Source organism: Oceanisphaera psychrotolerans, from assembly GCF_001870485.1.
In the GTDB taxonomy this organism is placed as follows: Bacteria; Pseudomonadota; Gammaproteobacteria; order Enterobacterales; family Aeromonadaceae; genus Oceanimonas; species Oceanimonas psychrotolerans.
This window is the reverse complement of the sequence record NZ_MDKE01000011.1, coordinates 99,141-110,115: the sequence shown is the minus strand read 5'-3', so window position 1 is coordinate 110,115 and position 10,975 is coordinate 99,141. Positions and strand designations below refer to the sequence as shown.

The 10,975-nt window shown below is 57.6% G+C and carries 10 protein-coding genes and 2 pseudogenes; 8 read left to right on the top strand and 4 right to left on the bottom strand.

Features of this window, described 5'->3' with window-relative positions:
- Positions 1-4: 4 nt before the first annotated feature.
- The 3 genes from BFR47_RS04705 to BFR47_RS04695 form a co-directional block, all read right to left on the bottom strand.
- The gene (locus BFR47_RS04705; protein ID WP_071471993.1) at positions 5-1,531 is read right to left on the bottom strand and encodes an ABC transporter substrate-binding protein; all 1,527 of its coding nucleotides are present in this window, start codon (positions 1,529-1,531) and stop codon (positions 5-7) included.
- Between the two features lie 61 nt (positions 1,532-1,592).
- Positions 1,593-2,219 carry an RraA family protein gene (locus tag BFR47_RS04700; protein WP_071471992.1) on the bottom strand — a complete coding sequence of 209 codons (627 nt, stop codon included), beginning with the start codon at positions 2,217-2,219 and terminating at the stop codon, positions 1,593-1,595.
- A 157-nt stretch (positions 2,220-2,376) separates the two neighbouring features.
- On the bottom strand, positions 2,377-2,673 hold the full coding sequence (locus tag BFR47_RS04695; RefSeq protein WP_071471991.1) for a hypothetical protein: 297 nt from the start codon (positions 2,671-2,673) through the stop codon (positions 2,377-2,379).
- Positions 2,674-3,165: 492 nt separating this feature from the next.
- Between BFR47_RS04695 and BFR47_RS04690 the strand changes: the two genes are divergently transcribed.
- The 8 genes and pseudogenes from BFR47_RS04690 (at position 3,166) to BFR47_RS04655 (ending at position 10,495) form a co-directional block, all read left to right on the top strand.
- Positions 3,166-3,747: an aminodeoxychorismate/anthranilate synthase component II gene (locus tag BFR47_RS04690; RefSeq protein WP_071471990.1), complete on the top strand. Its 582-nt coding sequence runs from the start codon at positions 3,166-3,168 to the stop codon at positions 3,745-3,747.
- 389 nt (positions 3,748-4,136) lie between these two features.
- A pseudogene (locus BFR47_RS04685) lies at positions 4,137-5,350 on the top strand (aspartate aminotransferase family protein).
- Positions 5,351-5,428: 78 nt separating this feature from the next.
- Positions 5,429-6,444, top strand: a pseudogene (astA, locus tag BFR47_RS19280) (arginine N-succinyltransferase).
- A 4-nt stretch (positions 6,445-6,448) separates the two neighbouring features.
- Positions 6,449-7,936 carry a succinylglutamate-semialdehyde dehydrogenase gene (gene astD / locus BFR47_RS04675; protein ID WP_071471989.1) on the top strand — a complete coding sequence of 496 codons (1,488 nt, stop codon included), beginning with the start codon at positions 6,449-6,451 and terminating at the stop codon, positions 7,934-7,936.
- Between the two features lie 184 nt (positions 7,937-8,120).
- Positions 8,121-8,984, top strand: a complete 864-nt coding sequence (locus BFR47_RS04670) for an NAD(P)-dependent oxidoreductase (RefSeq protein WP_071471988.1) — start codon at positions 8,121-8,123, stop codon at positions 8,982-8,984.
- Between the two features lie 308 nt (positions 8,985-9,292).
- Positions 9,293-9,565: a nucleoid-associated protein HU-alpha gene (gene hupA, locus BFR47_RS04665; RefSeq protein ID WP_071471987.1), complete on the top strand. Its 273-nt coding sequence runs from the start codon at positions 9,293-9,295 to the stop codon at positions 9,563-9,565.
- A 148-nt stretch (positions 9,566-9,713) separates the two neighbouring features.
- Entirely contained in the window at positions 9,714-10,142 is a 429-nt protein-coding gene (locus BFR47_RS04660; protein WP_139215108.1) for a hypothetical protein, read from the top strand.
- Complete coding sequence (locus tag BFR47_RS04655; RefSeq protein ID WP_071471985.1) at positions 10,139-10,495, top strand: sirohydrochlorin chelatase; 357 nt, start codon at positions 10,139-10,141, stop codon at positions 10,493-10,495. The genes BFR47_RS04660 and BFR47_RS04655 overlap by 4 nt, the downstream gene beginning before the upstream one ends.
- 56 nt (positions 10,496-10,551) lie before the next feature.
- Here BFR47_RS04655 and BFR47_RS04650 read toward each other — a convergent pair whose 3' ends face one another.
- Positions 10,552-10,920 carry a COG4315 family predicted lipoprotein gene (locus BFR47_RS04650; protein WP_071471984.1) on the bottom strand — a complete coding sequence of 123 codons (369 nt, stop codon included), beginning with the start codon at positions 10,918-10,920 and terminating at the stop codon, positions 10,552-10,554.
- Between the last annotated feature and the right edge of the window lie 55 nt (positions 10,921-10,975).

Genomic DNA, 10,975 nt, shown 5'->3' with positions numbered 1-10,975 from the left:
TTCCTTACTTCCAGCTGGCTAACCACCAGCGGGCAAACTCGTCGGGGTGAGGGGTAAAGTTCAGATCGGCAGACAAGCCGTAGTTGATATTGAAGTTGTACATTGGCATCCAGTAGGCTTCGTCGGCGATCTTCTTCAGCGCCTGGCTGTAGTTGGACTGGCGCAGTTCACGGTCGTTGGCGGTATCGGCCGCTTGCAGCAGGGCGGCGACTTCCGGATCGTTAATCTGATCATCCTCGCCTCCACCGAAGAAGTTGGACAGGATGAACGCCACATCGCCAATACCGTAGCTGCCCCAGTTGGAGAACAGTGCAGGAACCGAGCCTTCGCGCCATTTCTGCACTGCCGCGGCGTACTGGTTTTCGTTCAGTTTGAGTCGGATCCCCACCTTGTCCAGCTCGGCGGCGATGACTTCAGCCACCGGGCGAGGCATGGCGGCAAAGGTCATATCCAGCTCGAAGCCTTCGGGGTATCCAGCCTCTTTCAGCAAGGCTCTGGCCTGTTCGGGATCGTATTCATAGCGGGCCACGTCCTGTTCGCAACCGAATTGGACGGGGTTGCAGGCAGAGTTGAGTACGGCCGAGGCCTCACCACCAAATACCCTGGCAATCTGCTCGCGGTTGACCGCATGAATAATGGCTTTGCGCACCAGCGGGTTGCTGATGGGGGAAGCGCTGTTGTTGGCCGAACTGGCGAAGTTCACATAAGAGATGCGCATAATGGGTGCATTGACGACCTTCACCCGGCGTTCCAGCTGCGCAGCCTGATCCGGCGGAATGCGCCAGATCCAGTCCAGTTTGCCGGACATCAGCTCGGCGTACTGGGTATTCATTTCCGGGATGGTGCGGGCCACGATGTGCTTGATGGCCGGCTGACCCTTGGGGCTGTCAGAGTAATGCTGCTCGAAGCGCTCCAGTACGTACCGCACACCGGGTGTTTGTTCTACCAGTCGGTAAGGGCCGGTGCCAACCGGCATCGCCGACATGCCGGCCGAGCCTTTTTCGACAAAATATGCGTGGGGATAAATGGGCAGAGCATCGGCCAGCATCTCTACGGCGCCGGCAAAGGGCTTGGCCATATGAATACGTACGCTATAGTCGTCGAGCTTTTCCACATGGTCGATCCAGTCAACCGAAATCTGGTAACGGGTACCGTAATCGGGTTTGATGACGGTATTGAGGGTGGTGACCACGTCATCGGCGGAGAAGTCCGCGCCGTTGTGAAACTTGACACCATGGCGCAGCTTGAACTCGATGGTCATCGGGTCGATGAATTGCCAGGACTCGGCCAGGGCAGGCTTGAATTCTCCGCTATCCAGATCCTTGTAAAGCAGACCGTCGTAGATATGCCGCGCCAGGATCAGCCCTTCGCGGCCCGCAATTTTGTAGGTATCCAGCGCTTCCGGCTCAGCGGCGAAAGCTACATTAAGGGTGTCATTAGCCTTGTCGGCCAAGGCGGGCAAGGCATAGAGGGATGAACAAGCCAGTGTGGCTCCCAATACTGTAGACAGAATCGAACGTTCCAGTTTCATGTTTACACTCCGTTTGTAGGTCGACAGGTGGCGATCACCCTGAGATCAGGTTGCCGGCAACTCAGTGTTGGCTGTAGTAAATCGTGGCGAGAGACTCGCCGTTGTGTATTCTTTCGATAATCAAGGGCTCCTGCGCCTGGATCGCCAAGGCTTGGCGGGCCAGCGCTTCGGCCTGCCAGGCTGGCAGGATCATCACGCCGTTCTCATCGGCCAGTACGATATCGCCCGGCGTTACCCGTACCCCGTCGCAGGTCACCGCCTGGTTGACGTTGCCGCCGGTTTTGCCTGACTTGGTGGTGAGCGGGGAGCGGCCCTTACACCATACCGGCAGTCCGGCTGCGCGAATGGCACCGATATCGGTGATGTAGCCGTCCAGAACGACGGCGCTGATCCCGGCTTGCAGGGCGGCTTCGGTCATTACTGCCCCCCAGCAGGCGTGGCGAGCATCGTTCAGCCGCTCGATCACCAGTACGTCCCCGGGACTGGCCTGTTGCAGTGCCAGCGGCAGGCTGTAGCCGTCATCCTCCGGCAGCGATACGGTCAGTGCCGGGCCACAGCAACGTTGTTCGGAAGTGGCGCACTGCATCGCCGGGGTCATAAAACCCTCGCTAATCACATGGCCAAGGGTGGCGGTTTCCACCTGCAGCAACATATTAAGTAACTCGGCGGTCATGGCTTTTGTGGTCATGGTTAAAAATCCTTCGCGGTGTGGAGCGGGGCTCGGGTCTATTTGATATCGCTATGTTTGCAGAGGTCACAGACGCAGTTGCCCGACGGGCGTCGTTACGTCCGTTTAAGCGTTCTTTTTACCCTTATTCGGGTCGATGGAGTTCAGGTGCCTCTGGTCAGAAAAATGGTTTGCCGAATTTCAAGTCATGGCGAGGAAAGAATGATGGCCATGCGCATTCTTGAATGGCCGGAATGTTGTTACCGGTGAAGATAGCCTGGGCGGAAGGCCTTGATGATTTACTGGCTTTGATCGCGATATGCACGATGCCAGCGGTGTCTTTCCCTGCCTGGTCTTCGTGGCGGATTTCTGGCCAGACGTCGGCAGACGCTATTGCGGCGACCAATAAATCGAGCGATTCAGATTGTCGTCGAGTGGTGGTCAACAATGGTATGAGGTTCTGGAGTGACATCATGTCAAAATCCCTGAATATATCGTGCTTGCATTCCCTTGAACTCCAGCTTCATTTAATTTCAATTATGCGTCAATTTTATATATTTAATGCTATGTATAATCTCGGTTTATACGCACTGCGGTCGGGGTGCCAGTGCCATACCGGGGGCGTTGTTCAGCGACTCCGGGCTTGAACCTGCAGGTAAAAGTACCGTTTGGAGGCTTGCGAGCTTATTGTCATTTCAGCGGGCGAGGTGAATTCGGGACTTGCCATACACCGGCGCGCTCATCGATACCGTGTCGGCCCGATCACAGGGAAACCATGCTCGACACCGTGCTTGCCATGGGCAGCGGTCCCAAGGTTTAACGTCAACGCGTTACATGCGAAAATGCGGCTCCGCATGAGCTGTTCGGGTCATGAGCCTGGGAATCGGAATAAAACGGGAGTATCGGTGCGGGTATCCAGACAGTAACCAGTAATTCATCAGCAATAACATCAAGTGGATAGCCAAACATGCTACTTATGATCGATAACTACGACTCCTTTACCTACAACCTGGTGCAGTATTTTGGTGAGCTGGGGCAGGAGGTGGTGGTGCGCCGTAACGATGACATCACCCTGGATGAGATCGACCTGTTACAGCCGGCCGGGCTGGTGATTTCCCCCGGCCCCTGCACCCCCAATGAGGCGGGGATCTCGCTGGCGGCGATCAACCATTTTGCCGGGCGGTTGCCGATCCTCGGGGTTTGTCTCGGTCATCAGGCCATCGCCCAGGCCTTCGGTGGCCAGGTGGTGCGGGCACGGCAGGTGATGCACGGCAAGACCTCGGCCATTCGCCATACCGGACAGGGCCTGTTTACCGGGCTGCCGGACCCGCTTACCGTGACCCGCTATCATTCGCTGGTGGTCGAGGCACAGAGCCTGCCGGATTGTTTCGAACTCACCGCCTGGACCGAACTCGACAACGGTGCACGGGACGAGATCATGGGTATGTGCCATCGAACCCTGCCCTTGCACAGCGTGCAGTTCCATCCCGAAAGCATTCTTACCGAAGGTGGCCACCGCCTGCTGCAAAACTTTCTCGAATTGATTTAAGCCTTCCTTTTATACTCTGACCGGCGTATTAGAAATTCTACTGGTCACCCCAGGTATTAGTTTTACTTATCTGGGGTATCAGTGTTTTTCGTTCGTCAGCGTGTTGAATCCCGGGAATAATGGTTTTTTTCGCTGTTCCGGGCAGTCTTCGAAATTTTTTTTCGGATGCCCTTTTATGCATCTCCGGTCGGTCTTTACCACCGGGATTGACGTTCTTGGTGCGAGCTTATGCAATATCAATGACTATATTTTTCTTATTAACCGAATAAATGACTAATATGTTCGCGTTTTGTAGAGACAAGTCACCAATGGTTTGCAATAATGCTTGTGAATTTACATGGATTTAACTTTTGCCGCAGAGCAAGCTGCGGTATCTGGAGGAGCAAAGCATGTCTGATATGGCAGTCACCCGCGAATTATTCGACCAGGTCATGGTCCCCAACTATGCCCCCGCCGAGGTGATCCCGGTACGGGGTCAGGGCGCCCGGGTATGGGATCAGCAGAACCGCGAATACATCGATTTTGCCGGCGGCATTGCGGTCAACTGTCTGGGCCATTGCCATCCGGCTCTGGTTTCCGCACTGAAAGAACAGGGTGAAAAGCTCTGGCATCTGAGCAACGTTCTGACCAACGAGCCGGCGCTGCGTCTGGCCAAGAAGCTGGTCGACGCCACCTTCGCCGACAAGGTGTACTTCTGTAACTCTGGCGCCGAAGCCAACGAAGCCGCGCTGAAGCTGGCCCGTCGTTATGCCATCGATCATTTTGGCGCGGACAAGACCCAGATCATCGCCTTTAAGCAGGGCTTTCACGGTCGTACCTTCTTTACCGTCACCGTCGGTGGCCAGGCCGCCTATTCCGACGGTTTCGGTCCCAAGCCGGCCGATGTAGACCATGTGGAATACAACGATCTGGACGCGCTCAAGGCCATGATGTCCGACCGTACCTGTGCCGTGGTGATGGAGCCACTGCAGGGTGAAGGCGGCATCATCAGTCCGGAGCCGGATTTTGTGAAGGCCGTGCGCGAGCTGTGCGATCAGCACAATGCGCTGCTGGTATTCGACGAAGTACAGACCGGCGTGGGCCGCACCGGCGCCTCTATGCCTACATGGATCTGGGCGTGACCCCCGATATTCTGACCAGTGCCAAGGCGCTGGGCGGCGGTTTCCCCATCGGGGCCATGCTCACTACCGACAAGATTGCCGCTTCGCTCAAGGTGGGTACCCATGGTTCAACCTATGGCGGCAACCCGCTGGCCTGTGCGGTGGCCGAGGCGGCGTTCGACACCGTCAACACCGATGCGGTGTTGAACGGGGTGAAAGAGCGTGAAGCCTGGTACCGGGAAGGACTGGAAGCCATCAACGCCAAATACCACTGCTTCGAGCAAATTCGGGGCAAGGGGTTGTTGCTGGGCTGTGTGCTGAACGAGAAATTCAACGGTCGTGCCCGTGACTTCCTGCTGGCTTCGATGGAAGAGCAGCTGATGGTACTGGTAGCCGGTGCCAATGTGGTTCGTTTCGCTCCTTCTCTGGTCATCACCAAGGAAGAAGTGGCTGAAGGTCTGGCTCGCTTCGAGCGCGCCGTGGCCCGGGTTGTTAACGGATAAATTATTCCGGCGACAGGAATTCAGAGCGGGGCAGGGTTGCCTCGCTCTGGTCGCCAATTTTGTAATAAGGAGTTCTGCATGTTGGTGATTCGCCCCATCGAGCAGAGAGATTTCCCCACCCTCAAGCAGATCGCCATTGAGTCCGGGCACGGTTTTACCTCGCTGCCGGTTAACGATGAACTGTTGCAAAACAAGATTGATCACTCCATTGCCTCTTTTGCCAGCAAACCGGCAGGCAAGGGAGAGTGCCTGTATTTCTTTGTGGCAGAAGACAGCGATACCGGCGAGGTGCTGGGCACCACCGCCCTGGATGCAGCCGTGGGCCTGTCTTCTCCCTTCTATACCTATTTACTGGGCAAGCAGGTACATAGCTCACCCAAACTGGGTATCTACAACGTGGTCGAGACCCTGACCCTGACCAACGACTACACCGGTGTCAGCGAGCTCTGCACCCTGTTTTTGCGGGAGTCGGCGCGTAAAGGCCTGAATGGCCGGTTGCTGTCCAAGTGCCGCTTCCTGTTTCTGGCCGAGTTTTCCGAGCTGTTCGATAACCGGATCCTGGCGGAAATGCGCGGCGTGTCCGACGACAGTGGCAGCAGCCCTTTCTGGAGCTGGTTGCAAGAGCACTTTTTCTCCATGGACTTCCCGACGGTGGATTACCTGACCGGTATCGGCCAGAAGGCTTTATCGCCGATCTGATGCCAAAATACCCGATCTACGTCAATCTGCTGTCGAAAGAAGCGAGAGCCGTGATCGGCAAGACTCACGACAAGACCCGGCCTGCGCTGCGCCTGCTGGAAGAAGAGGGGTTTTCCTGGCGTGGTTATGTCGACATCTTTGACGCCGGCCCCAGCGTGGAATGCGATATCAAGCAGATCCGCACCGTGCGTAACAGCCGTCAGCTCAAGGTACATATTGGTGAGCCGGTGGACGCCGGCAAGCACCTGATCAGTAATACCCGATTCGATGGCTTTCGTGCCCTGATCGGCAATGTGGCAGTTAATGAAGAAAAAGCCCAGGCGGTGATGACCGAAGAGGTCGCCCGCTTGCTCAAGGTAGAAGACGGCGATAGCGTCCGGCTAGTGGAGATGTAAGGCGATGACTGAAGCAGTGCAATATTCAGAAGCAGTTCAATACATTAATGGCCAGTGGCTGGCAGGGGAAGGCGACGTCTTCGTATCACTGGATCCGGCCAGAAATGAAGAAATCTGGCGCGGGGCGGCGGCAAGTGCCGAGCAGGTGGACGCTGCCATTGGCGCGGCGCGTGCAGCGGCGGTAGCCTGGGCCGACACCCGGGTTGAGGAACGGCTGGCCATTGCCAAGCGTTATGCCGAGCTGCTGACCGAGCACAAGGACACTCTGGCCCGCATTATCGCCCGGGAAACCGGCAAGCCCCAGTGGGAAACCCTGACCGAGGCGGCGGCCATGGTCGGCAAGGTCGGCATTTCCGAAAAGGCCTATTTCGAGCGTACCGGCACCGTAGAGAACCCGATGCCCGGTGCCCGCGCCTTCGTCCGCCACAAGCCTCATGGCGTGGTGGCGGTGTTCGGTCCCTACAACTTCCCCGGCCATCTGCCTAACGGCCACATAGTACCGGCGCTGATCGCCGGCAATACCGTGGTGTTCAAGCCGTCCGAGCTGACCCCCATGGTGGCCCAGGAAATGGTCAGATTGTGGGAACAGGCCGGCCTGCCTGCCGGGGTGCTGAACCTGGTGCAGGGAGAGGTGACGACCGGCAAGGCGCTGGCGGCACATCCGGGCATCGATGGCCTTTTCTTCACCGGCTCGTCGCGCACCGGCAACCTGCTGCACAACCAGTTCTCCGGCCAGCCCGGCAAGATCCTGGCGCTGGAAATGGGCGGCAACAACCCGCTGGTAGTGACCGAGGTGGAAGACGTGGATGCGGCGGTGCACACCATAGTGCAGTCTGCCTTCATTACCTCCGGTCAGCGTTGCACCTGTTCCCGCCGTTTGCTGCTGCCGACAGGCGAAGCCGGCGATCGTATTCTGGCACGGCTGCTGGAAGTGACCAGGGTCATCAAGGTCGGCCAGTACGACGCCGACCCCCAGCCCTTCATGGGCTCGATGATCTCGGCGCAGGCAGCCAAGTCGATGGTGGCCGCCCAGGCACATCTGCTGGCGCTGGGTGGCAAGTCGTTACTGATGCTTAAATCCCTGCAGGCCGGCACCGGTCTGGTATCGCCGGGCATCATCGACGTGACCGCCATTGCCGAACTGCCAGACGAAGAATACTTCGGCCCGCTGCTGCAGGTGATCCGTTATGGTGAGCTGTCCGAGGCGCTGGCCATCGCCAACAACACCCGTTACGGACTCTCGGCCGGTTTGCTGTCCGACAGTGCCGATGACTGGGACTATTTCTACCGTCGCATCCGGGCCGGCATCGTCAACTGGAACAAGCCGATCACCGGCGCCTCCAGCGCGGCGCCCTTCGGTGGCATCGGGGAAAGCGGCAACCATCGTGCCAGTGCCTACTACGCCGCCGATTACTGCGCCTATCCCGTGGCCTCGGTGGAAGATGACAAGGTCAGCATGCCGGCAACATTGTCACCTGGTCTGACGTTCTGACGATAACCGGGTCCGGCAAGACAAGAAGGGAACGCCGTGGCGTTCCCTTTTTTACGTCTGGAGGATAGGGGTGCAGTTGGTCTCGATTATTGGTACAAATAATGCGATAAAAATAATGCAAAATAATACGAAAAAACGCGATCGGTATCGAGAACCAGCCTCAAGCGAATAGGGAGCAAGGATAATGAAACTGGCATTTATCGGACTGGGGGTGATGGGCTTTCCCATAGCCGGCCATTTGCAGCAGGCCGGCCATCAGGTTTGTGTTTATAACCGCAATGCGGACAAGGCGGCCGACTGGGTGTCCCGTCATGGCGGCACCAGCGCAGCCACCCCGGCCCTGGCAGCCAACGACGCCGACATGGTGATGTTGTGTGTGGGCAACGACGACGATGTGCGTGCCGTGGTCTACGGCGACGACGGTGCCCTGGCCGGGATGAAGAAGGGCGCTCTTTTGGTGGATCACACCACCACCTCGGCACAACTGGCCGAAGAGCTGGCGGTGGCGGCGAATGCCGCCGGGGTGCGCTTCATCGATGCGCCGGTGTCCGGTGGCCAGCTGGGTGCCGAAAATGGTGCCCTGACGGTGATGGTGGGGGGCAGCGAGGCGGACGTGGCCGAGTCGGCCCCGGTACTGGCGCCCTACGGCAAAAAAGTGACCCGGCTGGGCCCGGTCGGTGCCGGCCAGCGCTGCAAGATGGTGAACCAGATCTGCGTGATCGGCGCGGTACAGGGCATTGCCGAAGGCCTGATGATCGCCAAAAAGGCCGGGCTGGACATTCCTACTCTGGTCGAGGTGCTGGCGGGTGGTGCCGCCCAGAGCTGGCAATTGCAGAACCGGGCCCAGACCATGGCCGAAGGCAAGTTCGACTTCGGCTTTGCCGCCCAGTGGATGCACAAGGATCTGGGCATCTGTCTGGATGAGGCCGAACAGCAGGGGCTGACCCTGCCGCTGACCGAGCATGTGCACAAGGTGTATGAGCGGCTGCTGGCCGACGGTTTCGGGCGTTGCGACTCCACCGTGGTGATCAAGGACCTGGAATCCTGAACCAGAACGGAAACCAGGGCCGAAACATCGACGGTCTGTCGTCGTCGCACCGAACCGCACGGCGAGGCGCCCATTATTTTGTCGTCAGGGGCGCCGACAATGCTGGCGACCCTGATGGTGGTCGGCTATGCTGTCTCGTCGGTGGCCCGTGGCTACAGGCACTTTCCCTTGCGGTTATGTGAAGTTTTCCGCAGTTTCCGCACAAAACAACGGCACTTGATATTTGGCTTCAGGACAAAGGCTTTGCTTGAGCCTGAAATTTGAATACAGTGGGTAACCGCTTAATGCCCAGTGAGAAAGGATCCCCTATGAATAAGACTCAGCTTGTCGATGCAATTGCTGCCAAAGCAGATCTGAGCAAGGCTCAGGCCAAGGCAGCCCTGGAAGAAATACTCAACGGTATCACCCAAAGTCTGAAAGAAGGTGACCCTGTTCAGCTGGTTGGTTTCGGTACTTTCAAGGTAAATCACCGCGCCGCCCGTACCGGTCGTAACCCTCAGACCGGCAAGGAAATTGAAATTGCAGCGGCCAATGTGCCAGCCTTCGTGGCCGGCAAGGCGTTGAAAGACGCCATCAAGTAACCGCTTCCAAACCCGGCCCCGCCGGGTTTTTTTTCCTCTGTTGTACTTGCTCCTTTGATCCTTAGGTTGTTATAACTGACACAGGTTATAAGCAAACCCAGTCTGTTTATAAGCAAACCCAGTCTGTTCCCGACTCAGGGAGGCTATGATGGCAGTGAACGCGATTCGACAGGTGGCAACGCGGTGGGCTGGTGCCCGCGGCCTGGCCACGGGGCTGATGCTGACCGATTTGCATCAGAATGTATGGAACGGCCAACTGGTGCTGTCGATGGGGATGCCCACCGATATCGACACGCCACCGAGGGTTATCTATCGGCTGGTGTTCGATCATCTGTTTGGCTACCGGGTGCTGGAAGGGGCCGATGTGCTGGATTTTATGGATGACGATGAAACCGATCTCGACAGTCAGATCCAGCTGATCACTCCCTCGCGCTTTCTGACCTGGTTTCACCAGCAGAGCCAGGGTACCCATCTCGATGAGGATATTCAGCATTACCGTATTGCCAGTTGGGATTATTGTGTGGACGTGCTGGCGGCGCAGGCGCCGCGGGTACAGCGTAAAGCAGGAGTAGTATGAACGGATTTATTCTGGTGGCTCACGGTAGTCGCCGGGCCGAGGCCAACGAAGAAATTGCGGCCTTTGCCCGGAGCCTGACCACGGGCATGGCGGGAAACTTCGAGCTGATGGGGCATGGTTTCTGGGAACTGGCCGAACCGACCCTGGAGCAGGCTATCGATCAGCAGGTGGCCGCCGGCGCCAGTGACATCAAGCTGTTTCCTTACTTTCTGGCCGAGGGCAAGCATGTGGTCAAGGACCTGCCTTCGGTGCTGGTGCAGAAGCGGGAACAGTATCCCGACGTCAACCTGACCCTGTTGCCCCACCTCGGCGCCCTGCCGGGCTTTGCCGACTGGCTGGGACAACAGTTGTAACAAAGAGCCCGTCAGGGCTCTTTTTCATTGCGCGTTTATTAGAGTGCCAATGGCTCTCAAGGCTTGGCCAGATGCCAGACATCGAACTTGCCATCGCCCGATATGTCGCCTGGCAGCTTGTCTTCTTTCCACAGATACAACGGCTGATCCTTGTAGCTCCATTGCAAACTGCCATCGGCCCGGATCACGATGCCGTAGTCGCCATCGGTTTCGTCATCGCTGGTGGCGGCCAGCGGTGGCCAGTTATCCGCGCAGGTGCCGTTACAGTTGCTGATACCCGCCTTGTCTTTATCAAACACATACAGGCTCATGCCGACGGTGTTAGTCAGTATTTCTCCCTCCGGGCTATCGGCCATCTGCACCGGCGCCGCCAGCGCCTGCAGGCTGAAGATCAGGGGGAAACCGAGCAATACTTTGTTGAACATCCGCTACTCTCCTCAATGGGGGTCTGGGTAAATGGAGGCTTCTGGGTAGATGCCT